This window comes from Escherichia sp. E4702 (genome assembly GCF_963883545.1).
Taxonomy (GTDB): domain Bacteria; phylum Pseudomonadota; class Gammaproteobacteria; order Enterobacterales; family Enterobacteriaceae; genus Escherichia.
Genome location: NZ_CAWORF010000039.1, coordinates 40,344 through 65,925 on the forward strand (window position 1 = coordinate 40,344; position 25,582 = coordinate 65,925).

Below are 25,582 nucleotides of genomic sequence, written 5' to 3' on the forward strand. Positions count from 1 at the left end.
AACTATCAGATTCTTATATAAGCACATTGCCCTTGCATAAATACAATTGCAATAATTTTCTACTCGAATTAAAAGATCGGTTTTGGAGATGGAAAAGTAACTTTTATAAATTTTGAACTATCGATTTAAGCTTCTAAACCATCCATTAAACTATTGTCCTTACTTGTATCACTTTTTAACCAAAGTCTCCAGGGTTTTCTCAAAACCCCTGAGCCTGCTAACGAAAATTTTACTGCTTAAAAAAACGCAATACTGCAATCAGTATCTGCGATATGCCGAGAAACTTTCGCGAAAAAACGTCTTTGCATGATTATTTCTCTGATTGCTTAGGATGACTACGACATAGGGTCACTTTTTCCTTAAAAATGACCCTATGTGCACCTCGCATAGGGTCACTTATTGATGAAAAGTGACCCTATGTAATCACGATATAGGGTCACTTTTTTTAAAAGTGGCACTATGCACAAAAATCATAGGGTCATTTTTCTCGAAAAAGTGGCACTAGATATATGTATAACTTAAATGACAAAACAGTACTTATCAACTCACAATAATACCAATACCCATTGTCAAAAAAGTTACTTTTATGTAGCATTAGAAAATATCCTCATATGACTCTCCCGTTCCCATCTGACCTGCTTTTCGAACTGTTAACTTCCAGCTGCACTCCAGGCATTCAAAATGTCTCAAAAAAACACAAAAAAAAGTACCCATTTGTGAAAAGAAACTGATAATCTCTTCGGTATAGTGATTTTAAATCAGGAGGTCGCATATCTCATTCGAAACAATTAAAGTCATCGGAAATATCACGCAGCTTATTGCGTTCACAAATTTATGTGTTTCGGGAAGAAACTGAAGACATGATCACAATTTACTGGAGCGTGTGGAAGGAAAGGAGTCATCAGGAGATAATACGGTGAAGAAGGAGTATCTGGGTTGTATGTACCAAAAGTTGCATTATAATTGCTAATGTAAAGAAAGTTACAATTACATGGCATAAGTTTAGCACGTATAAAACGAGGTCACTGAGTTACATTTAAAAACTGGTTTCTGTAATGAAAATATGCGAAAAATACATTTTGTGAACCATGCGGTATGGGAATGTTGGATGATTGCGGGGATGGATGGATTTCTATAACCATTACGGCAAGAACGTTCTATTTTAACAGCGCGAAATTAAGAGGCTTTGATGATGTTAGTATCGCTATTTCATCATTATTTCGAACAATTAATGTTGACAAAAGTACCCCAGTTTTCTCATCTGCTAAATTTTCTCCTGTGTACAGTTAAACTTCGGCAATCAGAATACCATACGCTTTTACAAACATATTTTTGAAATGAACGACTTGTTTACTCCTGGTATATAAATTAAATTTTCTGGATTATTTGTCGGTTAGCGATTATAACGTAATGACTTACAATGCTACTCGAATTTTCAACATGTACAGCTAACGTATAAAGAAAACACTTAACGTTTAGTGTGTTAACAGTCCTGATTATTTTATCGAAAAAAAATAAAACAGAACAAAAGCGTGCAGATATATATTTCTGTGGACTGTCCACCACACTTAACATCAAAAGAGAAAACTACCGGCTAAAGAAAAAATGCAAAGTGGGAGTACTGGCAAAAAACGCTACGCTAATCAGTGATGATGAAATTGTGGAAACAAATATCTGAACCTGGATCTTGATATATTGTGTAATGGTTTATGCTAATGTCACACGTGATAATACCCAGCCAGAAAGGCTGGGTATTTCCGATGACTACGGATACATATCAATGAACACTTCGCGCAGATAAGAGTATTCCTGCTTATTCTGACAATAGTACTCCACTCTCAGCGTGCTCTGATCCACGCCCTGCGGCGGCGTGTCACAGCCCGCCAGATCATCTGCGGAAATAATATCCGTCAGATACCCCAGTTTTATATCAGCCTCTGTCACTGTGTAGAGCTGATTTAATTTCAACGGCGGGTTACTGTTTTCCATTTCCTGCGTCTGTTTATTCCACGCGTGCAGATATGCCGTGGCCATTATCTGGTCGCCCGCCACCAGGTGTTTTTGCCCGCCGGATAACGGAATACGGTATTCCAGCCCCTGATAACCGATTTCATTGCGCCCGAGCAGGACATCATCTTCATCAATCACCGCGCCGTCTTTACAGACAAATTCCGGCGCCCGATATGTCCGCTTCACCCCTTCCGGCACGGCGGGCTGCTCCTGTGGAATTTCAAATTTGATATCCTGCAGACGAAGGTAATTCACCCCCTTGTGCAGATAAGCATTTTCGACAAGACAGGCGTGGATGTAATAGGTCTTTCCGGCCTCGAAATTAGACTCGGTAAAATACAGGGCGATATCGGGCGCGCCACCATCGGCTTTAAGCGGGATCTGCGTTTTTCCCAGTAACATCAACGGGGTGTAGTGGTTCTTTTTCTGTATCTCTTTTCCGGCAAACAGATAGACTGCACCGCCCAGCAGATCGTGCGCCGTCACCGCCTCCCAGTTAGAAAGCAGCGGAAATGTCGCCAGAGCATAGCTGTCATCACCGGGGCGCGCCTGAGGGTTCTGTCCTTCCGTCACGCTGACAGCAGGAACACTCGCGGTTTCCCAGGCACTGTTGATAAAAAAGTTCGCGGTGCTAATCATCGTCCCGATACCATAAATCCCGGCGCTGAACGCGGTGAGCAGCGTGCGGTTTTCCCGGGGCTGTACATTAATGACGGCGCTCCCCTGGTCATCCAGCATGACGTAGAAATAATCTCCGCTGGTTCTGTCTGCCGCACAGGGGGTAATTTCACAAAACGATTCGTCACTGATAATGGCATCTTCGGTAATGCGGGTAATGAGGGGATAAAAACAGGCCTGGGTGTTACTCAGTCCCGGCACGGTCAGCCGCCAGGTCATGGCCGGACGTGAGGATAACGGTCGCGTGTTGTCATTGCTGTAATCAATTAATGCAGGCGTATCCGCGACAAAAGTGACCTCAACGTCGGTGTCGGCATCCCAGGCCACATTCCAGGTCACGGTTTCAGAGACAACCGGGATGCCGCTGTTATCCAGACAGCAGGAAACCGTCCACGACAGCCGGTCACCTTTCATCAGGCTGTCATCCACGGTCAGGAAGCAGCAGCCATACAAAGTATTGCCGTCCTGCCACCAGGAGATCTCAGGAGGATAAAAATTTCCTTTATTTAATTTAAACGGACATCCTTTTCCGGAAAAACTTTCACCGGCTTTCAGTTGATACTGAAACGTGGCATAAAGCGTCTGCCCCGGAAAGATATTACAGTTGTTTTCCGGGCTGACATGCAGTTGCCGGGATGAATTAGCTTCGCGGATACGCAGTGGCGATATCAGACACCACGCAAACGTTGTATATGCCCAAACCTCTCGATTGGCAATTTCCTCTTCTGTAAATGGCATTGTTGCCTGGTTATTGTTGTCTACATCTATAATAACTGCACCCTCTGCAGAGTTTTCTATTTCTAATTCCAACTCCCCACTAAAACAAAAACATACATTGTGTCCACAAGATTTGTTTCTGCCAGGAATTAATGTAACTGTATCAGTTAAATCATGGAAATCACCTGTGTTATTGATAACCATATCTACTTCATCATGTGAACATAAATCCTCGTAAAATGGAATGTCAATAATAAGATCTGTACTTATATTACCAAGATAAACGGTAAGGGTTATACTTTGTACATAAGGTGCAGTTGCTTTTTCTATTAGCGGTGTTACATTATTCGGTGTTAGATAGGGCAAAATACCAAATAAAAATTCTCCATTCTGATCTGTTTTTGCATTATAAAAACCATAATTATCAAGTTGTAATTTTTTTGCGTCACCCTCATAGGAGGTTTTTAGTATTGGGTTAGTACCAAGTGTAGTCCAGCCATTTTTGGTGATTACATCAACATGGTATTTAAAGGGGGCGTTTTTTACTGGATTGTTTTCATTATCAAAAGTTTTAATCAGATAATAAATGTGGTTGTTTTCAAGATTGCTTCCGTCAGTTGAATAGATGGAAGCACAGCAGGGACCTTTCCGTTGACTGATAGTCATTATCAGCCCATCTTTCTCTATCTTTTGGTATGTGGTATTAATTATATCAAGTGACATTTTTTTATCCTGTATTTTATATATTACTCATACCAGGTGCGATGCTATAAAATAATAGCTGCACTCCGTCTGTTCCAGCTTACCGTTGCGACGCCATCAATGGCGCAGATAATTAATGCCGCGCCTTTATTAAAATTGGCACTTATAAAGAGATTATGTTTTTATAATTGCGCTGGCACTGATTAATTTAAACATCAGTTTCTTGTCTGCTCGATCTTGTGCTATTCCATTTACTAACTTTTGTGGTTGGTTTTTTAAGATATTTATCTCCGAAAATAGGAATATTACCTCTTTTATTTATAAAATAAACCTGTAGTCCTTAAGTAAAATGCTATAGAAATAATGTACCAGATGGAGATGTTCATATCATTAAGGGATGAATAACATGAACAACGTATTCCGTGTTGTCCGGAACGAATCTACTGGCGCCTGGGTCGCGGTATCGGAGTTTGCAAAGAGTCGGGGAAAACGAACCGGACGTCGTATGCTGGCCGGCTCTGCGATGACGCTGGTTGTTTTCGTATTAACACTAAACTGTGTTACTTCGTCGCTCGCCGCAACGGTGTCGATCCAGCCGGGAGAGAGCGTCTATCTGTCACAAATCTATGGCACAGGCGCAAATCAGACAACGCGTTTAGCTGATCTTATTTTTAATGGTACGAGCTCTTCTCCGGCAACGCTTATTGTTGACCGCCATACGGTACTGGGGTCTGACAGTTGGTTGTTTAATGCCACAGGCAATGCTGTTAATTTAATTAACCTGAGTGGGACCCGAAGAGCAGTGATTAAACTGCTGGACGGTATTGATATAACAATAAGCAACTCCACGGGGGGAGCTGTTTATAATTCCGGGACTGCTTCGGGAATTGTGTATGAACTCGGCAATGGCAGTCAGCTCCGTTTTGTCGATAACCATGCCAATAATGGCTATCGTAGCCTTATCATCTCAAATTCAGATGTGCTTTTTCGTGGGGCGAACGGTACTGTTGTTTTTGACAATAACAGCGCCTACTCCTATGACCCCGCGATAGATACCACTAATGCCGATATTATATTTGAGGGCAATGTAACGCTGACCAATAATGTTAATCACGCTATTGCCGGCGGCGTCATTCGGTTACATGACTCGGGCAATTTGATTTTCAGTGGTACGGACGCAACCGTCATTATCGGTAATAACAGTGCAATAAGTTCGGGTGGTGGGCTATTTTCTGACGGAAGTGTGCAGCTTTATGGTAATGCTGATATCTATGGCAACCGGGCTGTCAGAGATACTGCGGGGGCTATCGTTGCACAGACCGGACTGGTGATGGAGACGAACGGTATTGATGGCATGAAAGTGCATGGAAACTATTCCAATGGCCAGTATGCAGGCGCTATTCTTATCGGCAACAGCGCGAATTTTACCGGCACGAGTCTGCTACATGCGAAAAAGAGCGATATTCAGTTCTATAATAATTTCACCGGGGTCGGAAATCTCTTAACGCCCAATATGACATATGCGGTTGCCAATGCGATTAATATCCGTCAGCCGAATGGCGTGCTGAATATTGCTGCTGACGCTGGGCGTCAGATTCTGTTTCGTGATCCGATAACCAGTTTCAACTCCACTGGCGTGGCAATAAATGTCATTGTTGGAATTAATACCACCAACGGCAGCGATGCTACCGATGGGAAAGTGACTTTTAGTGGCGAAGATTTCACGCCTGGTTCTCAAAATACGCAATCGCGGATTTATGCCAATACCACCGTTTATGGCGGCGTACTGGAGCTTAAAGATAATGCTCAGTATGGCATAAACACCAGCAGCACGCGGTTTACATTGCGGGACGGTGCCACTTTATTGTCAACCAGTACGGCGGCGAATACCGTGAATGTGCTTTCATCCGGCACCATGAATTTTGCCGATGGTTCGCTGATTAAGAGCAATGGCGACAGCAAATTGAATCTGAATGCCGGTAGTCGGCTGATTGGTACTGCAGCAGGTGACACGGTAGCGATTGAAACCGACGGAGCCGATCAACTGACACTCGGCGGAGTCCTGTCCGGCCCTGGTAAGCTGGAAAAGATCGGCACGGGAACCTTATCTACGGCTAACGCCAATCAGTTCCTCAACACAGGTGGATTCAATGTCAAAGAAGGGACACTGGACGCGCAGAACATGGCGCAGAGTTTCAGTTCGCTGGATATCCAGCATGACGCGTTGATGACGATGGGCAACAGCGGCGCAAACCTGTCGATCACCGATCGCGCCATGATTGCCGGTACGCTGGAAAACGTCCAGACGCTGAACAAATCAGGCAGTGGAGAGCTGCAGATTGCTAATTCCGTAGGCGCTAACCGGTTGGATATGTCTGGCGGTACGCTGAAAGTTGATGCCGGTGAAACGCTGACTGTCGCTGCGGACGCAAATTTTGGCAGCGGTGTAACTGCGCAGGTTGATATTGCCAGTGACCCGGCTCTGAGCGCCGATACTCTCCAGCTTACCGGGAACAATACGCTGGATATCTCCGGCTATGCCCCTGTTTCTGATGAGAATCAATATACCCTTATCCGCACCCACAACGGGATCAGCGGTGATTTCAGCTATACCGTCGCAGGACAGGCTTTACAGGATTATGTCGATACAGACCATTTTCTGATCGGATGGGCAAAGAAAGATAACGACAGCAAAAATGTTATTGCGCAGTTTGGTCTGGTCTGGCTTAACACCGAAGACTCCAGTGCACACGGTACGTTCAACGTAACGGACAGTCACAGTTTTACCCTGGGAGACGCGCTGCAAGATAATCTGAACTCCACCGCGTATGGTTTCGGCTGGGACGGCAAAAGCCTCAGCAAAACCGGTGGCGGTACGCTGATATTCTCCGCCATCAACGGCTATACCGGTAGCACTACTGTTAATGAAGGCACACTGCGGACCGATATCGCCGACACACTGAACAGCAGCAGCGATATTATCGTCAACGGTGGTGTACTCGATCTGAACGGCAACAATCAGCAGGCTAACCGCCTGAGCGGCAGCGGTGGCATTCTGATGCTCAACGGCGCATCGCTGACCGCCGTTAACGCCACGGACAGTGATAATTCGCATTTTGACGGTGACATCATCGATGGCAATGTGGCTGACGGCCGCTTCATCAAGAACGGTGATGGCAGCCTGACGCTGGCGGGACAGACGGCCTGGACTACAGATACTGAACTGAACGCGGGTGAGCTTGTCCTTGATGGTGCCAACGGTGGCGCACAACTGACCAGCAATATTATTGGTAATAACGGCAGCCGACTGACTCTACAAAACGGCGCACAACTGACCGGATGGATCGACCCGGCGAATGTCGACATTGATGCTGTCAGCCGCTGGAGTATGACTGCAGATTCTTTGGTTGACCATCTGAGCAGTGCCGGGACGATCGCGATTTCCACACCGACCGATAATGATTTCAAAACCCTGACCGTGGCAGGCAACTACACTGGCAACGACGGTCTGATTGTGATGAATACGGAACTGGGGGGCGACGATTCTCAAACCGACAAACTCATCGTTCACGGCGATACGGCCGGTAACACCAGGGTTGCGGTGCATAATGTCGGCGGAGTGGGTAAACAGACTGACAACGGTATTGAACTGGTTCATGTTGACGGCAGCTCTACCGGTCACTTCGCCCTGACCACTGGCACTGTGGAAGCTGGCGCTTATGTCTATACATTGGCGAAAGGCACTGACAGTGCGGCGCAAAACTGGTATCTCACCAGTAAGTGGAAAGGTCCCGTTTTACCTGTTCGACCCGTTGTACCGGAGGCTCCGGTCAAACCACCGGTAGTGGATCCGACGGCACCAGATGCGCTACGTCCGGAAGCGGGTAGTTATATCAGCAATATTGCAACCGCCAACACGCTGTTTAACCACCGTCTGCACGATCGTCTTGGTGAGCCGCACTACACCGACACGCTAAAAGAGGACGGACTGGCAGCCAGCATGTGGATGCGCCATGTCGGCGGTCATGAACGCTCTGTTGCCGGTGACGGTCAGTTGAAAACGCAGAGCAACCGTTATGTGCTGCAACTGGGGGGTGATATCACACAGTTGAGTACCGACGGCACCGACCGCTGGCATTTGGGGGTGATGGGAGGTTATGCAAACGGCGCGCAGCAATACCCGCAGCGACCGCGCCGGTTCACGGCTCTGACGGGCGTATCAACGGTTACAGCGCCGGGCTGTACGGCACCTGGAACCAGAATGAGGCGGATAAAACCGGGGCATATGTCGATAGCTGGATGTTGTTCAACTGGTTTAATAACAGTGTGGCAGCAGATAACCGCGCCAGCGACAGTTACAGTTCGAAAGGACTGACTGCCTCACTGGAAGCGGGTTATACCCTGAAATCCGGAGAGTTTTCCGCCAGTCGGAGCACGCTGAACACCTGGTATATCCAGCCGCAGGCACAGGTTACCTGGATGGGCGTGAAGGACAATGCGCACAACCGAAACGACGGGACCCGTATTGAAACCCAGGGCGCCGGTAACATCCAGACGCGCCTGGGTGTGAGAACTTACCTGAACAGTCATCACAAAATGGATGAGAGTAAGCAGCGTGAGTTCCAGCCATTCGTGGAAGTGAACTGGATCCACAATACCGAAACCTTTGGCGTGAAGATGGATGGCGTAAGCATCAGTCGTGACGGCGTGCGTAATCTGGGCGAAATTCGCACCGGGGTGGAAGGCAAAGTGAATACTAATCTGAGCATCTGGGGCAACGTTGGTGTACAAACAGGTGACAAAGGCTATAGCGACACTCAGGGAATGTTGGGGGTTAAGTACAGTTGGCGCTAACATTGCCTGATGCGCTACGCTTATCAGGCCTACATATAAATGCAATATATTGAATTTGCGCGACTTTGTAGGCCGGATAAGGCGTTTATGCCGCATCCGGCATGAGCAAAACGCACGTTGTCAGAAAACGGGGGCCTCGCTAATCAAAATTCAGTTTGTCGCGGGCGCGACGAAGCCGTTGCTCGCCACGGCGATCGTATTTTTGCGTTGTTGTGACACTGGCATGGCCCATCGCATCTTTTACCGTGATTAAGTCTTCGCCGTTTTCAAGCAACGCAGTAGCAAACGTTCTTCTCAAATCATGAGGAGCGCATTTTTCAATTCCCGCTTCACGTTGTCTTACCTGCAAAATGTGATAAACCGCCTGGTCAGTGAGTCTTGCGCAGGTCACATCATCAAAACGGCGGATGCGCGTAAACAACGGTCCCGGTGCTTCTCCCCTTACCTGCTCAATCCAGGTCTGTAATCTTACCCATGTCCCTTCCGGCATGTAAGCCAGCCGTTCTTTATTCCCTTTTCCTAAGACACGCAATGCGCGTTCATAAGTGACAATGTCACTTAAATCAAGCCCTACCGCCTCGGAACGACGCAATCCACAGCCTAATAACACCCCCAACATCGCGGCGTCTCTCGGACCACGACAGCTACGATCGGTTTCGCAGACCTGAAATAACTGCCGGATCTCCTCTCGATGCAACGCGCGTCCTCGCTGAAGTTTACTACCACGAAAATTACGTACTGCAAGAATGTGCTGGAAGCTTTCAACATCCATCAGCTTCAACATCCAGGCCTCTTTCGCTACGCCTTTAAGTGCAGACAAATAGGTATTGATTGTCGCCGTCGCCCGCCCCGTATCCCGTAGCAATTCAGCCACCGCCATGATGTGGTGGCGACGTAAACTTCCCCACGGGCAAGTTTCTGCATTGGCGGCTCCGAGCATTCTGGCAACTATTCCCAAAAAAGATGCCATGGTTTGCCGACTGCGTGGCGAATTTAGAGAGAGTAAATATGCTCTTGCCGGATTAAGGGGATTGCCACTTTCTACAGATGTTGGCCATAACTCGATCTCTGAGGGAACGAGAGGTTGAAAGTCATTCATCTCAGGATCAATGTCGGACAGATGGGTCATAGAGGACCTCACAACAGCGAAAAACGTCAGATGCGCTACGTAAAAAGTTAACCATAGTGTGCCACACAAGCACCATTCGGAAAATCTACTTTTTCAAAGGTACATTTTAATAAGTAGAAGCAATGATGGTTCCCCTGATCCGAAACAACCCCTCCCCATAGAAACTGCGACGAAACAGCCAAACCCAGATGCCATCCGGCAGGTGCATAAAGTCCGCTCACACAAGATGTTATAACGACAAAATTATTCGTAGTTTATATTTCAGACCAAATTAATACTCACTACTGATAATATTATAACAAATAAATGACAGCATTTATCTGTATAAAAATAATAATATCTTTATGCTGGTTATGTTTATTAACCCCATTTCAATTCAACAATTAAGGAGTTTTTTATGCCAAAAGTTACCGGTGTTCGGGTGAATTACTATGATTTCGATATGAAAAAAAATATGACCAATGGGTCTTTTCCGAAAACATTATTCCCTGGGGCAACATTTCAGATGATGGTTGATAATGATGTTGTCTATAATAATACGGTAGACTGGAGTGTTTCCTCCAATGCAGGAGATAACACTGTTGCTGTCAATCAGGATGGTGTAGTGTCATTTTCAAAAGATATTGATGAAAGTTGCATTGGTAAAACATTTGTTATTTTTGCTAAGGAAAAAGCCACAGGGAAATATATTTCAGCTTATGTGATTAAACCTCTTCGCTTCTTTAAGCCACATATCGAAACCTGGGATGGATTCAATAGCGCCTGGCGTTGGGTTGAAGATGAAAAAGGGACTTTCCCTGCCCGCCGTGATATCAACAATGTCCCTTACAATGAAATGGAAATTGAATCATATCATGATATAAAACGTGAAGTGAATTCTGGGCTTTTTCAGGAATGGGGATTCTTATTATTTAGTGGGTGGACTAATCCTTTGCATGGTGCAATTGGTAATCATGAATCAGCAATTTTCTCGGAAGAAAATAACGAAATATATATATCAGAAGTACGCTCCCATAACTCAAGAGATCTCTGGGATGATACGATGACTCTGTATGCGCAGGCTGTGGCGTTTTACGGACAATCTATAGTTGCTTGATGTTTTTTATGCACTTAATAATCAATATTTCTACTGCGTCATAAAATAGATAGAGAATTCATGAAGATACAAGACTCATCATTTGGTGTTTTTTTTGTCAGAATATTGAAAAACAGAACATCACAAGGTATTAAGTATCATTTGACCTGGCAAAGTGCAGAGTTTGACAGTCAAACCTATGACAGAAATATTTATGATAAAATTGTGTGTTATCAGGTGTATGATGCAACAACTGATACATGTATTATAGATAATATAAAAAAAGATACACTAATCGTAGATATTACATCATACGTTATACCAGGAAGAAAGTTCATAGTGAAAACTGTCATTCAGCATAAGGAGGGGGAGTATGAAATATATCCACAAGACAGTCCTGCTCTGCCAGTTTTCGTTCCGGATATACAATATGTACCATCACATGATCTTACTCATCCTAAATATCCTCTGTGGATTAACGAAATGTCTGCTGCAGAGCGAGACAAGTTAGAAAATGCTGATTTTTTCAAACAATGGTTATCAACGACGACAACACTTTACCCTGACCTGAGGAAGTGTCGCGATTATCGCGGTGGACAACCAAACCCGCCACAAATTCCTTTATGGGATTTAAAGTGGAGAAATGATGACTTTTTTCTTTTTCATGGTAATGAAGAGGGACGCCCAATTGCAGAAATTAAGCAACAAGGACTTACTCCTCCAGAAATTGATGGTGATCCTTTCCTTCATCAGGCAGTACATTATTTCTGCACAGAAAGTACGACGTATTCATTTGCCTGCAGCACTCTTTTTGCAGCACAGGACAGTACCGTTGATGCTTTCGATAAAGGCCCCAGGAACAGGTATGTCTATATGATAAATGCCCCTGGCGGGGTGGATGTCGATAAATCAACAATGGCGCCAGAAAGTGAACTTGAAATAGCCTTTCTCGGTGGGGTAGATGCCCAATATATCATTGGCGCGTTCACTTTTAAAATAGACCCTGAGAGTGAAGTTGGTATGGAGTTGACTGATTTTACCTATATGAATCGTGAAGCTTTCCCTCAGCCTCCAGAAGGGAAGTGCCATATCATTCTTGCGATTCAGGACTATGCTAATACAAACCTTACTGTTTATAGCAATGGCATTAATATCAATGAGGATAAGCAGCCTTATCTCACTGTAGATATCAATAAAATGTGTACTTTTGTTGTTGAATCAGAAAATAAATACAATTTTTTCATTAATGGTGAAAAGGTGAGTAGTTCCGCTGCCAGGATCTATAATTTAAAACCTGCAGATCATCTTATTAATGGGGTGGTTGTTTTTGAGTACTCAGATCTCCCATTCTTTTGAGTAATAAACAGAGTTAAAATGCAGATAGGCTGCGCTGAAGGTGTTAAGCAGCCATCAATAAATAGCCGGATCATAATATATGCCCGGCTATAACTCTATTTTGGAGTGTCTTTTGTCCAGAAAGATATCATAGAGAGTCTATGCCAGAAACGCCGAAATTTCCGACCGGCGTAACGATATAGTCAATGTTACGCATAGCTGTGTATGGTGATAGTCCCAGGGCAAGTATGCTCTGGTCATTGGGCGGCTAAGCGTACAAAGCTGGAATTACCAGTCATCGTGTTCCCCTTACGCCCCTGTGATGATCGTTGATAAACGCGGTGAAAAGCCCCGTCACTGACAGAACGGATAACAGGTGGATCCACGTCTGCTGGCATTGTCATTGTTAATGCCGCACAACAAATAGAACACATGAATGGAAAATAAAAGTTGCATAATCATAATGAATATGCGTTAATAGCATCGTTGGTTTGCAAGACAGACCTTATGAAAGCAGTTTTAGTAAAGCAGTCTCAGTTCAGTGTTATCTTCTGATTACCCTTCTTCGTGAGTCTCCTCCTTTAGTGCCTTAGTAAGTCAAAATCTTCATACAGATCACATTCTTGCCGCGTTGTGTGGCTCACAAATTTAGAAGGTAATATTTATGTCTAACAAAATGACTGGTTTAGTAAAATGGTTTAACGCAGATAAAGGTTTTGGCTTTATCACCCCTGCCGATGGTAGCAAAGACGTGTTCGTACACTTTTCTGCGATCCAGAGCAACGATTTCCGCACCCTGGATGAAGGTCAGAAAGTTGAGTTCTCGATTGAGAATGGCGCTAAAGGCCCAGCCGCTGCGAATGTTGTCGCGTTGAGCTAATTATCCTGATAATCAGCATATCTGCGATAACGAAGACGGCATAAGCCCGAGTAGACAGAATTGCAGTATTAATCAGATGAAAAAAAATAACCCGCCTTAATGGCGGGTTATTTTTTTTCATATCTACGCCGCCTGAAGTATTTAACGGGTAAAATTATCTGTGGCGGAGCCTCTATATCAGAGGAAATACATAAATTTATCTGAGTAAATTACTTTACTCTATTGGCTAAAATGGTCAGTAAACATGCAGTTAGATAGATAATGTAATTATGAATGCAATTTAAAATCTCCAATAGTATCATAGATATATTCCTAATTTTTTATAATGTTTTGTTATTTTAAAATAACCAACATCAAACAGATATATAAGCCACAAATAACAACAACGCTTGTTTAATTCCTCTAATATCGATGGTGTTATTTTTCTTTGAAATAAAACATTTGTGAATATAGGCAATAAGAATTTATCTTTGAATGAAGTTACGGCTGCTTTAAGGTTATCAGTAATAATGGGGATATTGGTAACAGCAAAGTGATGTAGAGTTGTAATCGTATTCTGCTAAATAATGCCACAATATTGTTTTATGTTTAGGATTAATGAATTAACACTTTATTCCACTACCTGTACAAAACAGGTAGTTCATCAGCAACCTAATGATTTTTAGGCTGCGAATTACTACTTGAACAGAGGTTATTATGCAAAATAAAGACGCTACGTTTAGTTGGGATCCTAATAATCAGCAGACTTTTAGGTATTACGATGAAACCATTTTGAGTGGATCTGCGGAAACATTTAATAAAATACAAGGTTGCGGGCTTGATGTTTACGGTATAGCTCTAGATGGTACTCAATCTGGCCCTCTTATTCTTCTCCCGGATAGTACAAAATCTAACGAGATTAACTGGGCTGTACCATCTACGGTGGCTGGAAATTCCAGGTTCCAATTTTGGGAAAAGGCTGATTTTCGTATTTTAGGTAACCGAAAATCAAACGATATAACGTTAACTGATGCCTCGGGACATCACGGTACTTATGCAATTACTTTCAATTTGATTGACGATAGTCGTGTTATGCTGGAAAATCTAGATTGTGTTTATCTCGCAATGTCAAGGCTGGAAACAATGACAAGCCCGGAATTTTCTGGGGTTCAGAATTCAAATTTTTCCATTGTAGCAAAATATATTGATTTATTTTATAACGCCATGCTATCCGGGTATAGCATGCTTGATGTACAAGCCAATGTAGTTTCAACAAGTGACCCTACTGGCGGATTGCTATTTAATAATAATTCATCACTCTTACTAAATGTTAGGTTAGCTCAAGATATTGAATCAAAATTAGAACTTTTCAGTAGTTTGTCCTTTTGTGATTCATCTCATGGATATATTTATGCAACGTCTATCTATAATTACATGCCTGACAATTATTTTGGTGATTATGTTGCGATAGATGCTTTTGATAACTCGACAGTGGATATTCATACCACTCAATTTTCACAGGAGAATGGGACAGGTAAGATTATTCAATTATCAGGTAATGCAACAGTAACAATTAATCCATTGAATAATATTATTCCGATTAATCCTGTGGTAGAGTTACAGAAACCAACAGGAAAATGCTGGCCAGGAATGATTAACTTTAAATCTGGTTCAAAAGCAACTCTAACATTAGTTGGAAAAACTCTTCAAAATATTTTTGACGTAATGGCGTTAAATGATTTAAAAATTGTGTACGTAGATGGGAAACCTGTTGATATTCTTAATGACTTAAATGTTTCATTTAAAAATGGGATTGTCATTAAGTTGAAATGATTTTTGTTTTAATCTAAATTTATGTTTATAAATTATCATTTTGTGGTTTAATTTATTGAATGTGACAGAGTTATAAAACAACTCTGTCACATTAATCATCCAAGTATGGAAATGTCAAAACCTTTAATTCCCTGGATACCGGAAGATGGCTAACTTTCGCTATTCAAACTCAATGTTAAATTGAATAACATCCATTCAATTTTATATTATTCACTATTTGTAAAAAATTATCCCTGGCAACATCATCTATTTGCGGATTCCAGGTAATACCTATATTCCATTTGGTATAATTACCCTCTGGCCTAATAAGTGATACGCCCTTAGGTAAAAAATAGTTGGTTCCTGCGGGTAGTAAAGCTACACCGTTCCCCGTAGCAACTAAAGCCAATAAAGTATGGATATCATTTGCAGCAGAAGAAGGCTTACCTTTGTAATTATTTTCTTGCAGAAATTTTTCTGTTTGTTCAACCAGTCCCCGACCTCTGTCTGGGTTCATTTGCAACAGTTGATATTGGTTCAGTATTGATTGAATCTTTTGCGACTTAAGTGTAATTCCCGCAGGAATAGCCAAAACCAGACTTTCTGTAATTAGCGGACTGAAGTTAAGTTTATCTGTTAACGGTTCACGGGTAAATCCAGCCAGAAGTTTCCCTTCCAGTAACATATCCCATTGAACTTTAGAAGGTACATCATCAAGTAATACCTCGACGTCAGGATATTTTTCCCGAAAGAGGCTTACACATCTGGGTGCTAGCTGAAACGAGGATATCCCAAATCCAAGAGTCAGTTTACCTGAACTTCCTTTTTGCAAATTTTGTGCATATTCTGAAAACTCTTCATAATGTTTCAACAAGTTCTGCGCCCGGGAAAGAAGCTGTTTTCCTGGTTCTGTCAGTTTTGCTCCCTGGCGGCCCCGTTGAAAAAGGGCAATTCCCGTTATTTTTTCCAAAGACTGTATTTTCTTTGTTAGTGCTGGCTGAGTGATGTACATGGCCTCAGCTGCATCATGATAGCTCCCTAACCTGGCAAGTGTTACAAAGGCGCGTAGCAGCTTCATATCCATTCCCGTTGCTTATCAATTTTTGAAAAAAAGGAATTATACATACTATACCTGCATGGTTCATATTGTTATACAAGGTTTTTATCTGAGAATAAAAATCTATTGTTTTTATATTTGATGAACATCCTTTTATTTTTAATCTTCTGGTATAGCCCTGTACAGATAGTTTCAGGGTGCTTCATTTATGTCTGAATGAATTATTAACCTTTAAAATTATTTAATAAGGATATAAAGATGCCAAATATCGCTGTTCTGACAAATGATTTACAATATGAATTTACTTATAAAATAACAAATGACCCGCAAGAACTTGATAAAAAACTGAAAGCATTTAATAAATTTCTTGATGGTGTAAGAAACCAGGGGCAAGCCGTTATACATCTGCAACTTATTCATGATCCTGATGACCCGGCTGTTCAGCGTCGATACCGAAATCGCGCGGCCGGAATACCAGCAATAGCGGGCACACCAGGCAATCAAATCATTAATACCGTTTACCATCCATCAGATTTTATTGTGGTCAAAGGCAGGGATAGTGGCTTCTTTGAAACTCAATTAGATCAAAAACTCCAGGAACTTGGGGTCAAAACAGTGATTGTTACCGGATTGCAAACTCACGTATGTGTCCAGACGACAGCAGCAGACGCCTTCTTCCGTGGTTATAACGTCTGGGTTCCTGATGACTGCGTTTTTGCCCCCTCATCAGATGATACCGACAGAGCGCTTCAATGGCTTGCTGGATATTGTGCGACCGTCGCACCATCCACTGAAATACTGTCGTTACTGGAGAAAACAGGTGATTTACCTGAACGTGGTGAAAGGACAACAGCATGAAAATGACTGAAGCAACGCCTGATAACGAACTTGGCGAGAATTTATTTGCGCCATTGAATGAAACAATCATATTGGATCATGGTACAGGTGCAAAATTAAGCAGAGAGCTGGTTGAGCGTATCTCAGAAACATTGAAAGAAACTTATCTGGGAGAGATGGAGGACAGCGCTCTATTAGAATTACCAACGAATAAAATTGCTTTCACTACCGACTCTTTCGTTGTAACGCCTCTTATCTTTGGCAACGGCGATATTGGTAAGATAGCCGTGTGTGGAACAGTTAATGATCTGGCGGTAAGTGGAGCCCGCCCGCTTTATCTCACGCTGAGTCTGATCATTGAAGACGGGATGCCTGTCTCAGATTTATTAAAAATTATCGCATCCGTTCGTGAAACTGCGCGTTTAGCCGGTGTGAAAATTGTTGCCGGTGATACCAAGGTTGTTGGAAAAGGCGAGGCTGACCAGCTTTTTATCAATACTGCCGGAATAGGCGTGCTGGAGCGGCCTCCTGTTTCGATAACTCATGTCAGGCCGGGTCAGAAAATAATCCTGAGTGGCTATATCGGGAATCACTCTATTCATCTTTTATCGATTCGGGAAGGTTTAGGGTTTGAACGTAATATATTAAGTGACTGCGCACCACTGAATCATATGATTGAAAACATTTTGCTTAATACTCCTACAGGAAAGATAGCTTCCATGCGGGACGTTACTCGTGGTGGTCTTTCTGCAGTATTGCACGAATACGCCAGAGCCACTTCATGCCCTATTGTTTTTAATAAGGATGCGTTGCCTGTTCAGCCAGAGGCAGCTATGGCTGCTGATATGTTAGGTGTTGATGTCATCAATCTGGCCAATGAGGGATGTCTTTGCCTGTTTGTTGAGCCAGATGTGGCAGAGCATGTTCTGGAATTACTCCGCGCTCATCCATTTGGTAAAAATGCAGCGATTATTGGAGAAGTTAAATCAGGCTCGCAGCCGGAAGTCTGCATGGTCGAATCTGACGGAACGCATACTATTATTGAGGAACTTTACGGTGCAGAACTACCAAGACTCTGTTGATTCTGAAAAAAAAGACACTTGCCGGTTTCGAGTTTGCGGCATTGTCCAGGGAGTAGGATTCAGACCTTTTGTTCATCGATTAGCCAGAACGCATGGTGCAACCGGTTGGGTTCTTAATGATTCCGAAGGTGTTTTGCTGGAACTGCAGGCATCTTCACAGACCATAAATAACATAATTGATGAACTGATCTCTCAGCCACCGCCTCTGGCACGGATCACTGATATATATAAGGTCGAGCTGGAAAAACCAGCGCCATATTATTCAGGCTTTGATATCAGAAAAAGCAATAGTTTATCCAATATGGATACAATTGTTCCCCCGGATTCCAATGTATGTAAAGACTGTCTGAGGGAAATGAACGATCCGTCAAATCATCGTTATCGTTATGCCTTTATAAATTGTACCAATTGTGGTCCGCGTTATTCTATTATCTGTGGAATGCCTTATGATCGTGCACAAACGACCATGCAATCTTTTATAATGTGTCCACAATGTAATAAGGAATATCATGACATTGAAGATCGCCGTTATCATGCGCAACCCAATGCGTGTCCTGTTTGCGGACCACAACTACAGCTAACTGATAAAGACGGCGTATCAATATCAGCTAATGACATTATACGTTTTACCATCGACAGGCTAAAAGAAGGCGCTATTGTTGCCATTAAGAGTCTTGGCGGCTTTCATCTGGTCGTGGATGCATCCAATGTCGACGCTGTGCGAGAGTTACGTCGGCGTAAACGACGTGATGCTAAACCGTTCGCTGTTATGGTTGCAGACAGTGAAAGCGCGGCCCGGTGGGCGGTTGTTACCCCTGACGATATCTCTTTACTTGAGAGCGGGCCTCGCCCTATCGTTCTTTTGCGCAAACGCTCTCAGACGTTGCCAGAAGTGGTGGCACCCAAAAACCCCAATTTGGGTGTAATGTTGCCCTCTACGCCTGTACAACATATGTTGCTTGCTGATCCTGAACTCCCGGTCGTTATAATGACCAGCGGAAATATTTCCGGACAGCCTATTGTCATTGATAATAATGATGCAATTGAACAATTAGGAAAAATTGCAGACTACTTTGTACTTAATAATCGCGATATTCGTACACGAGTAGATGACTCCGTTGTTCGCGTTATTAAGCGAAAAAACACCCCCGATGCACAAATATCATTTTTGCGTCGCTCACGAGGTTATGCTCCCTACCCTGTTCACCTTCCTTATTCAGTTGGCAATGTTGTGGCGTTTGGTGCCGAACTGAAAACCACAATAAGTATTGGGAAAGGTAAACAAGTGTTTATTAGTCAACATATTGGAGATTTAAAAAATGATACAACATTTAAATCTCATCTCGACTGTATAAAACATCTGCAAGGATTACTGGCCATAGAAAAAGCCGATATTCTGGCCTGTGATTTACACCCGGCCTTTCGTTCAACCCGCAGTGCTCTCGAGAATGCTGAAATCAGAGTCATTCAGGTTCAACATCATCATGCGCATATGGCCGCATGTATGGCAGAAAATGGTCTTTCAGGTAAAACCATTGGCGTGATTTTCGATGGTACAGGCTATGGTTCTGACGGAACAATATGGGGCGGCGAATTTTTATTTGGTGACTTCGAAAGTGTGGAGCGTGTTGCTCATTTACGCCCAATGTTATTACCAGGGGGAGATAAAGCGGTTAAAGAACCTATTCGAATGGCAATATCATTGCTGGTCGAAACATATGGTGAAAATGTTGAGAGTTATATCACCTTACCAGCAATTCTCGATTTATCTGAAAATCGCCGTGAAGTCTTTACCAGGATGGTAGCAAGGAAAATTAACACAACGATGACTACCAGTATGGGGCGTCTTTTCGATGGTGTTTCAGCGCTTATTGGTATTTGTTCAGAGATTGAGTATGAAGCACAGGCTGCCATTGAAATGGAAGCGCTTCTAAAAAAAGATTTTCATATGGTTGAACCATTTACCTATATAATCGATGAAATTCACAATGGTGATATAAGTGTTGATTATCGCCCGTTAGTAAAAGAATTAGTTCACTCCATACTGGCCAATAATATCAACCAGGAAGATCTTAGCCGACGTTTTCACTCAACCATTGTGCATATTATAGCAACCGTGTGCTCTCTCCTTTCTGAACGTTATGGAACTGACCAGATTGTATTGAGCGGAGGCGTTTTTTTGTAATGAATTCTTGCTGGTTAACACTCTTGATGAACTTGAATCAAGAGGTTTGAAGCCATATTGCCATAAGCTGGTACCTGGTAATGATGGATGCATATCGCTGGGACAGGTCGTCGTAGCAGCGAACGATATGAAAATATAGATATTTATTATCATTGAAGGAGAATAGAGTGAATAAAAACGGAGAAAAATTTTCAGCTGTTTTATTTGATATGGACGGAGTGCTGATTGATTCCCGGACTGTTATTGAAAATGGATGGCGTGAAGCGGCTCTGATGTATGAACGTCATCTCACCGACGAAGATATACAGAAGCATATTCACGGACATCCTGGACCCTATACCATCCGGACATTATTTGGCGATCTCCCGGAATCCGACCAGCAAAAAGTTCAGGCACATATTATTCATGTTGAGAATACGACTGACTGTGAACTTATACCAGGCGTTGCCAGCCTCATTGCTTCTTTGGGAGAAGCAGGTATTTCTGTTGGTATTGTAACCAGCGGATGGCGAAAAAAAATTAACAGAGTCATAGAGTTACTTCATGCAGAGCCTTACATTTCCGTTATTGTAGAACGTGATGATGTTACCCGTGGCAAACCTCACCCTGATCCCTATCTTCTTGCTACACAACGTCTGGGTATTCCTGCAAATCAGGCAGTTGTCTTCGAGGATGCTAAAAGCGGCGTTGCATCGGCAGTCGCAGCGGGTTGTTATTGCGTTGGCGTAGGCGATGAAGATCTCATGCCATTAGGCGCAAAAGTCATTATTCCTGATTTTCAAAATGTACAATTAATCAGAAACAGTGAAGATAGCTATATGCTTAAATTATGCACTGGCCACTCTATTTTATTAAATAGTAATTAATCATGATAGTAATAAACGGCTAACACAGCAGGAGTAATGTTCATGGAACGGCTACAAAAATCCCGATGGGCCGTTACTGTACTGTTTTTTGTCAACGGATTTATACAAGGAGGATGGGCTGTGCAGATAGCACAGCTTGCCCCTCGTTTTGGCGCCGATGATATAACCATTGGTCGACTTATTTTGACATTCGGTTTGGGGGCTTTATTTATGATGCCTCTATCCGGTATGTTAATCTCAAGGTTTGGCTCACAAAAAGTTGTTCGATTATTTGCCGTGTTAGCATCTGTTTCGTTAATACCCGTAGGCATTGTAAAAAATATTTCTTCATTAGTATTCTTTTTATTTCTCTTAGGTGCGATGATTGGTTCGATGAATGTAGCCATGAACGCAAATGCTGTTATCGTTGAAAGAAAATTAGCTAAAGCAATACTATCAATGTGCCACTGTTCATGGAGCATTGGTTTATTTGCATCGGGTTTTATAGGTGGTTATGCAGTTAAAAACTATGGATACCTTGGTCATATTTTTATAATTTCTGGGATCGCTTTTTTTCTGGTTTTGACAGCACTTCATTTTATCACTAATGATCATCCACAAGAGAATCAGAAAAATAAATCATCATCGAGTTTACCCCGCCAGGCTAAAATCTATATTATAGGAATAATGGCTCTTCTGGGAATGATACCAGAGTGTGCGGTTGTCGACTGGTCATCACGTTATCTAATGAAAAACCTTAATGCTAATATAGAAATAGCCAGCCTTGCTTTTTCTTTTTTTGCATGCACCATGTCAATGGTTCGATTCGTTGGTGATGTGATACGTGATCGTTATGGGCCGGTGAAAACTCTTCGTGTATCCAGTATTCTGGCAGCAGCCGGTATGCTAACAGCAGCCCTGTCACCGTCGCCGTGGCAGGCAATTCTGGCTTTTTCTCTGGCTGGCGGTGGTATTGCCAATATTGTTCCTGTCATCTTTTCATCCGCAGGCCATCAGCCCGGAATTGCTGTAGGTACTGGAATCAGTATTGTTACAAGCATCGGTTATTTAGGTACATTAATGGCGCCAGCACCAATAGGTTTTTTTGCACAACAATTCGGTTTTTCAATGATATATACAGCAATGGCTTTTATACTTGTTATGAATGCTGTGCTTGCACCATTATTACGTAATAATAATAACAAATATTAAAAACTTTCGTTGACGATAAAGAGTTAGACCTCTCGAGGCCTTTCTGGCCATTGTTCAGGATACAGATCTTCTTCTTTAACTTTTTGAATAATCAAAAGAGACGAGTGATTTGTCCGCATTAATCATGGAAATTTCCTGGTGTTGTTTATAAAAATCCTTATTTTATATCGCTAACAATTTTATTAATCGCTCATTCCGTTTGTTAAACCATTTTCACTTTAACTAGTTGAAATTTGTATAATAACTATCGTTTTCTGATCCCGAACGTGTATTTATTTGAGTATGAAAATGTTGATTTTTATCACTGAATGATATTTTAACCAAAAGTTCAATATTTCTTATTTACAAAATTAATGGGGCGTATAGACTCTTAACCTAAACCAAATGCGTTGCGTGTGGTATTGCTCTCGTCGGTTTTATTAAATGGATAAATTTCATCAGGATGAGCTATTATGGATAATAGATACAATCGGTGCTATTCAGAAGGGAACATTGAAAAACCTAAAATAGCGCTACAGAATGTACACTATCACGCCGGTCAAAATCCCTTTAACAAAACCCTGGTTGCAGGTGCTATCTTTCTGGCTTTCAATACCGCCTATGCCGCAGATTCTTGTGATTATGTCAGTACCAGACCTGAAACGAGCTGTGTCTATGCTGATAACAAAATAAATATCCATATTCATACTGACATAAATAACCCTACTAGTACCCCAGCCTATCAATACGAAACTGATTATATGACTACGGATAAATCAGTTATCCATTTAGAGGCTGGCACAACCATTCATTCGGACGCTACGGGTATAGAGGCATTAGGTCGTAGCAACACTGAAATTGAAGTGAGCACCTCTGGCAATATTTATACCGGAAACACCGCTGATGTTGATGTGCAGGAACCTAAGGCCCCCATCTCCGGGCCTTCCGGCGGTATAATCTTTGATATAACCAACGTCCGTGGAACCCAACATGCCAGTATTTATCTGGCGGGGGCATCCGGCGGTCTATTAGCGTTGGGGGCCATGACGCAATATTCCGATAGTCAAATTGTTAACCAGAGTGCCAGTAAAGATACAGCCGCAATATATTCTCAGGCGCTGGAATCTCGGGTGACAACCTCAGGCGTTATTCGCTCTCAAGTTGGAGATGCGATTCGTTTACAGGATACCGGCCCTGAATATTCCTATAGTAGCGGCGGCTACATTATTCTCGATCCTCAGAGTGTGTTTGATGTTCACTTACAGGAAGGTAGTGTAGTTGATGGCGGCTCTGAAGGTGCGGGGATTAAAACCATCGGTGGAGCAACTTCCAGTATCACGATTGATGAAGGTGCAACGCTGGGGGCATTGTCTGATGTCGCGATTAGCGCAACGGGCTATGATTATTATGATCTCAACTACACGAATAATCCGTCGGGTATTAATACCTACCAATACACCGGGGCGGCTACCAGCATCACCAATGCCGGAACGATGACTGGTGTTATTCAATTAACCAGCGGTCAGGATAAGATCGTGAATGACACAACGGGCGTCTGGAATATTCGTCAGTGGTCAGATTCCGATCGGGATGGTGTCCGGGATACGGTTGCTTCTGTGGCAACCAGTGATTTTGGTGGCGGAACGACTGAGTTAAATAACCTCGGTCAAATTATACTGACCGCTAATGCCGATGGCAGCGCAAACAGCGCGCTGTTGCAGAATTTGCCCACCTTCAAAAACCAGGGCCGTTTAATTCTCGCTAATAACGTCGTAGGCGATCGTTTTACTATCGACGGTGATTATGTGGGTAATAATGGCACTGTTGAGCTGGATACTTACCTTGGGGATGACAGTTCTCCTACAGACAGAGTCATCATTAATGGCTCAACCTCCGGACAAAGTTATCTGCTGATTAATAATTCTGGCGGAACTGGGGCTAAAACCAGTGAAGGGATCAAAGTTATTGAAGTTAACGGTGATTCCTCCGGTGAGTTTATTCAGCAAGGTCGTGTCGTCGGCGGTGCATATGAATACTATTTGCATAAAAATAGTGTGAATAACCAGGATGGTGACTGGTATCTGCGTTCACAGCTTCCGATTGTCACGCCTGAAGATCCGGTTATACCGAACCCGGAACCTGATCCTGACCCCGAGCCTACGCCAACTCCAACTCCAGAACCGAAGCCTGAACCTGAAAATATCAATCGCCCCGAACCGGGTAGCTATATGTTTAACCATATGGCCGCCAATAGCCTGTTCCTGATGCGCCTTCACGATCGTATGGGGGAAACCCAATATACTGATGCCCTGACCGGTGAGCAAAAGGCGACCAGTTTGTGGCTGCGCCAGGTTGGCGGTCATAACCGTTCTCGTGATAGCAGTGGTCAGTTAAAAAATCAGGGGAATCGTTACGTCTCTCAAATAGGTGGCGATATTGCACAATGGAGTAGCAATGGTTTCGACCGTTGGCATTTGGGCGTAATGGCCGGATTCGCCAGGCAAAACAGCAATACGGAATCAAAATATTCAGGATATAAATCCACAGGTTCTGTGGAGGGGTACAGTGCGGGATTATATGGCACATGGTATGCCAATGAGCATGATAAAACAGGCAGTTATGTTGATGCCTGGGCTTTATATAACTGGTTTGATAACGAAGTAAAAGGTGATCAGCTGGCGACGGAAAGCTATAAATCCCGGGGTGTTACGGCATCAATTGAAGCTGGATATACCTTCAAACTGGGGGAACGAATCTCTGACGGTGTGAAATATTATTTGCAACCTAAGGGACAACTGACCTGGATGAACGTTCGCGCCAATGACCACACTGAACATTCAAGTAGTGGTGGTTCACGAGTTTCCTTTGATGGTGATGGCAATATTCAAAGTCGTCTTGGTATTCGTACTTATGCCAACGGACATAGTGCTATTGATAACGGTAAAGACCGTAAATTCCAGCCATTTATCGAGGCCAACTGGATCCACAATACTCATAATTTTGGTGCAACCATGAATGGCTATAAGAATAGTATTGATGGAACCAAAAATATTGGCGAAGTAAAAGTGGGACTTGAAGGCCAGTTATCTCGTCGCCTGGATCTTTGGGGTAACGTCACGCAGCAAATGGGTGACAGTGGCTATAGCGATACTCTGGTTATATTAGGAATTAAATATCGTTTCTAGTGGAGAGCCATTGTTAAATGGAAGCCTGT

The 25,582-nt window shown here is 43.0% G+C and carries 15 protein-coding genes and 2 pseudogenes; 14 read left to right on the top strand and 3 right to left on the bottom strand.

The window, feature by feature from the left end:
* Window positions 1-1,558 precede the first annotated feature (1,558 nt).
* Window positions 1,559-1,678: pseudogene (locus AACU94_RS23470) on the top strand (AAA family ATPase); the annotation flags it as partial.
* Window positions 1,679-1,764: 86 nt separating this feature from the next.
* Here the strand turns inward: AACU94_RS23470 and AACU94_RS23475 are convergent.
* Window positions 1,765-3,426, bottom strand: coding sequence for a hypothetical protein (locus tag AACU94_RS23475; protein WP_135488324.1), 1,662 nt, complete (start codon window positions 3,424-3,426; stop codon window positions 1,765-1,767).
* A 1,087-nt stretch (window positions 3,427-4,513) separates the two neighbouring features.
* Between AACU94_RS23475 and AACU94_RS23480 the strand changes: the two are divergent.
* A pseudogene (locus AACU94_RS23480) lies at window positions 4,514-8,218 on the top strand (autotransporter outer membrane beta-barrel domain-containing protein); the annotation flags it as partial.
* A 128-nt stretch (window positions 8,219-8,346) separates the two neighbouring features.
* Complete coding sequence (locus AACU94_RS24825; RefSeq protein WP_445298357.1) at window positions 8,347-8,961, top strand: autotransporter outer membrane beta-barrel domain-containing protein; 615 nt, start codon at window positions 8,347-8,349, stop codon at window positions 8,959-8,961.
* A gap of 139 nt (window positions 8,962-9,100) precedes the next feature.
* On the opposite strand, the gene AACU94_RS23490 is transcribed toward AACU94_RS24825, so the two are convergent.
* A complete protein-coding gene (locus AACU94_RS23490; RefSeq protein ID WP_135488325.1) occupies window positions 9,101-10,090 on the bottom strand; it encodes a tyrosine-type recombinase/integrase in 990 nt (329 codons plus the stop codon).
* 397 nt (window positions 10,091-10,487) lie between these two features.
* Here AACU94_RS23490 and AACU94_RS23495 point away from each other — a divergent pair, with 397 nt between their 5' ends.
* From AACU94_RS23495 to AACU94_RS23510, 4 genes are all read left to right on the top strand, one after another.
* Entirely contained in the window at window positions 10,488-11,186 is a 699-nt protein-coding gene (locus tag AACU94_RS23495; RefSeq protein WP_135488326.1) for a hypothetical protein, read from the top strand.
* 60 nt (window positions 11,187-11,246) lie between these two features.
* Window positions 11,247-12,521: a scabin-related ADP-ribosyltransferase gene (locus tag AACU94_RS23500; protein WP_135488327.1), complete on the top strand. Its 1,275-nt coding sequence runs from the start codon at window positions 11,247-11,249 to the stop codon at window positions 12,519-12,521.
* Between the two features lie 643 nt (window positions 12,522-13,164).
* Window positions 13,165-13,380, top strand: coding sequence for a cold shock protein CspG (cspG, locus tag AACU94_RS23505; RefSeq protein WP_130224581.1), 216 nt, complete (start codon window positions 13,165-13,167; stop codon window positions 13,378-13,380).
* A gap of 696 nt (window positions 13,381-14,076) precedes the next feature.
* Entirely contained in the window at window positions 14,077-15,192 is a 1,116-nt protein-coding gene (locus AACU94_RS23510; protein WP_135488328.1) for a hypothetical protein, read from the top strand.
* 175 nt (window positions 15,193-15,367) lie between these two features.
* Here AACU94_RS23510 and AACU94_RS23515 read toward each other — a convergent pair whose 3' ends face one another.
* Window positions 15,368-16,249: a LysR family transcriptional regulator gene (locus AACU94_RS23515; RefSeq protein WP_240726342.1), complete on the bottom strand. Its 882-nt coding sequence runs from the start codon at window positions 16,247-16,249 to the stop codon at window positions 15,368-15,370.
* Window positions 16,250-16,486: 237 nt separating this feature from the next.
* On the opposite strand from AACU94_RS23515, the gene AACU94_RS23520 reads away from it, so the two are divergent.
* The 7 genes from AACU94_RS23520 to AACU94_RS23545 all read left to right on the top strand — a co-directional run bounded on the left by AACU94_RS23520 (window position 16,487) and on the right by AACU94_RS23545 (window position 25,553).
* Window positions 16,487-17,086 (top strand): cysteine hydrolase family protein, encoded by a 600-nt coding sequence (locus AACU94_RS23520; RefSeq protein WP_130224574.1) that lies wholly within the window; start codon window positions 16,487-16,489, stop codon window positions 17,084-17,086.
* A complete protein-coding gene (gene hypE / locus AACU94_RS23525) occupies window positions 17,083-18,147 on the top strand; it encodes a hydrogenase expression/formation protein HypE (protein ID WP_240726344.1) in 1,065 nt (354 codons plus the stop codon). The genes AACU94_RS23520 and hypE overlap by 4 nt, the downstream gene beginning before the upstream one ends.
* Entirely contained in the window at window positions 18,122-20,332 is a 2,211-nt protein-coding gene (gene hypF, locus AACU94_RS23530) for a carbamoyltransferase HypF (protein WP_240726346.1), read from the top strand. Before hypE ends, hypF begins: the two co-directional genes overlap by 26 nt.
* A gap of 46 nt (window positions 20,333-20,378) precedes the next feature.
* The gene (locus AACU94_RS24830) at window positions 20,379-20,471 is read left to right on the top strand and encodes a hypothetical protein (protein WP_445298358.1); all 93 of its coding nucleotides are present in this window, start codon (window positions 20,379-20,381) and stop codon (window positions 20,469-20,471) included.
* A gap of 28 nt (window positions 20,472-20,499) precedes the next feature.
* The gene (locus tag AACU94_RS23535; RefSeq protein ID WP_240726348.1) at window positions 20,500-21,198 is read left to right on the top strand and encodes an HAD family hydrolase; all 699 of its coding nucleotides are present in this window, start codon (window positions 20,500-20,502) and stop codon (window positions 21,196-21,198) included.
* Window positions 21,199-21,240: 42 nt separating this feature from the next.
* A complete protein-coding gene (locus tag AACU94_RS23540) occupies window positions 21,241-22,389 on the top strand; it encodes an MFS transporter (RefSeq protein WP_135488330.1) in 1,149 nt (382 codons plus the stop codon).
* A gap of 452 nt (window positions 22,390-22,841) precedes the next feature.
* Window positions 22,842-25,553 (top strand): autotransporter outer membrane beta-barrel domain-containing protein, encoded by a 2,712-nt coding sequence (locus AACU94_RS23545; protein ID WP_135488331.1) that lies wholly within the window; start codon window positions 22,842-22,844, stop codon window positions 25,551-25,553.
* The last annotated feature ends 29 nt before the right edge of the window (window positions 25,554-25,582 follow it).

What these genes read in the sequence shown, in the direction of transcription:
- AACU94_RS23475 (WP_135488324.1), bottom strand. Translation starts at nt 3,426, where the DNA reads ATGCCATTTACAGAAGAGGAAATTGCCAATCGAGAGGTTTGGGCATAT.
- AACU94_RS23490 (WP_135488325.1), bottom strand. Translation starts at nt 10,090, where the DNA reads ATGACCCATCTGTCCGACATTGATCCTGAGATGAATGACTTTCAACCT.
- AACU94_RS23495 (WP_135488326.1), top strand. Translation starts at nt 10,488, where the DNA reads ATGCCAAAAGTTACCGGTGTTCGGGTGAATTACTATGATTTCGATATG.
- AACU94_RS23500 (WP_135488327.1), top strand. Translation starts at nt 11,247, where the DNA reads ATGAAGATACAAGACTCATCATTTGGTGTTTTTTTTGTCAGAATATTG.
- cspG (WP_130224581.1), top strand. Translation starts at nt 13,165, where the DNA reads ATGTCTAACAAAATGACTGGTTTAGTAAAATGGTTTAACGCAGATAAA.
- AACU94_RS23510 (WP_135488328.1), top strand. Translation starts at nt 14,077, where the DNA reads ATGCAAAATAAAGACGCTACGTTTAGTTGGGATCCTAATAATCAGCAG.
- AACU94_RS23515 (WP_240726342.1), bottom strand. Translation starts at nt 16,249, where the DNA reads ATGAAGCTGCTACGCGCCTTTGTAACACTTGCCAGGTTAGGGAGCTAT.
- AACU94_RS23520 (WP_130224574.1), top strand. Translation starts at nt 16,487, where the DNA reads ATGCCAAATATCGCTGTTCTGACAAATGATTTACAATATGAATTTACT.
- hypE (WP_240726344.1), top strand. Translation starts at nt 17,083, where the DNA reads ATGAAAATGACTGAAGCAACGCCTGATAACGAACTTGGCGAGAATTTA.
- AACU94_RS23540 (WP_135488330.1), top strand. Translation starts at nt 21,241, where the DNA reads ATGGAACGGCTACAAAAATCCCGATGGGCCGTTACTGTACTGTTTTTT.
- AACU94_RS23545 (WP_135488331.1), top strand. Translation starts at nt 22,842, where the DNA reads ATGGATAATAGATACAATCGGTGCTATTCAGAAGGGAACATTGAAAAA.